Source organism: Pseudomonas sp. PME37.24/025 (assembly GCF_055556615.1).
This window is the reverse complement of the sequence record NZ_JBVHNK010000033.1, coordinates 1-723: the sequence shown is the minus strand read 5'-3', so window position 1 is coordinate 723 and position 723 is coordinate 1. Positions and strand designations below refer to the sequence as shown.

Annotated in this window: 1 rRNA gene; it reads left to right on the top strand. The window is 50.3% G+C overall.

The features are described 5' to 3' along the window. Nucleotides 1–255: 255 nt before the first annotated feature. Nucleotides 256–723 (top strand): 16S ribosomal RNA (locus ACZ3HH_RS29350); the annotation flags it as partial.

Below are 723 nucleotides of genomic sequence, written 5' to 3'. Positions count from 1 at the left end.
GAAACTTTGAAAACTTCTGAAAATAACCGCTTGACAGCAACAGAGGCTGCTGTAGAATGCGCGCCTCGGTTGAGACGAAAGATCTTAACCAACCGCTCTTTAACAACTGAATCAAGCAATTCGTGTGGGTGCTTGTGGAGTCAGACTGATAGTCAACAAGATTATCAGCATCACAAGTTACTCCGCGAGAAATCAAAGATGTAACCAACGATTGCTGAGCCAAGTTTAGGGTTTCTTAAAAACCCAAAGATGTTTGAACTGAAGAGTTTGATCATGGCTCAGATTGAACGCTGGCGGCAGGCCTAACACATGCAAGTCGAGCGGCAGCACGGGTACTTGTACCTGGTGGCGAGCGGCGGACGGGTGAGTAATGCCTAGGAATCTGCCTGGTAGTGGGGGATAACGCTCGGAAACGGACGCTAATACCGCATACGTCCTACGGGAGAAAGCAGGGGACCTTCGGGCCTTGCGCTATCAGATGAGCCTAGGTCGGATTAGCTAGTTGGTGAGGTAATGGCTCACCAAGGCGACGATCCGTAACTGGTCTGAGAGGATGATCAGTCACACTGGAACTGAGACACGGTCCAGACTCCTACGGGAGGCAGCAGTGGGGAATATTGGACAATGGGCGAAAGCCTGATCCAGCCATGCCGCGTGTGTGAAGAAGGTCTTCGGATTGTAAAGCACTTTAAGTTGGGAGGAAGGGCAGTTACCTAATACGTA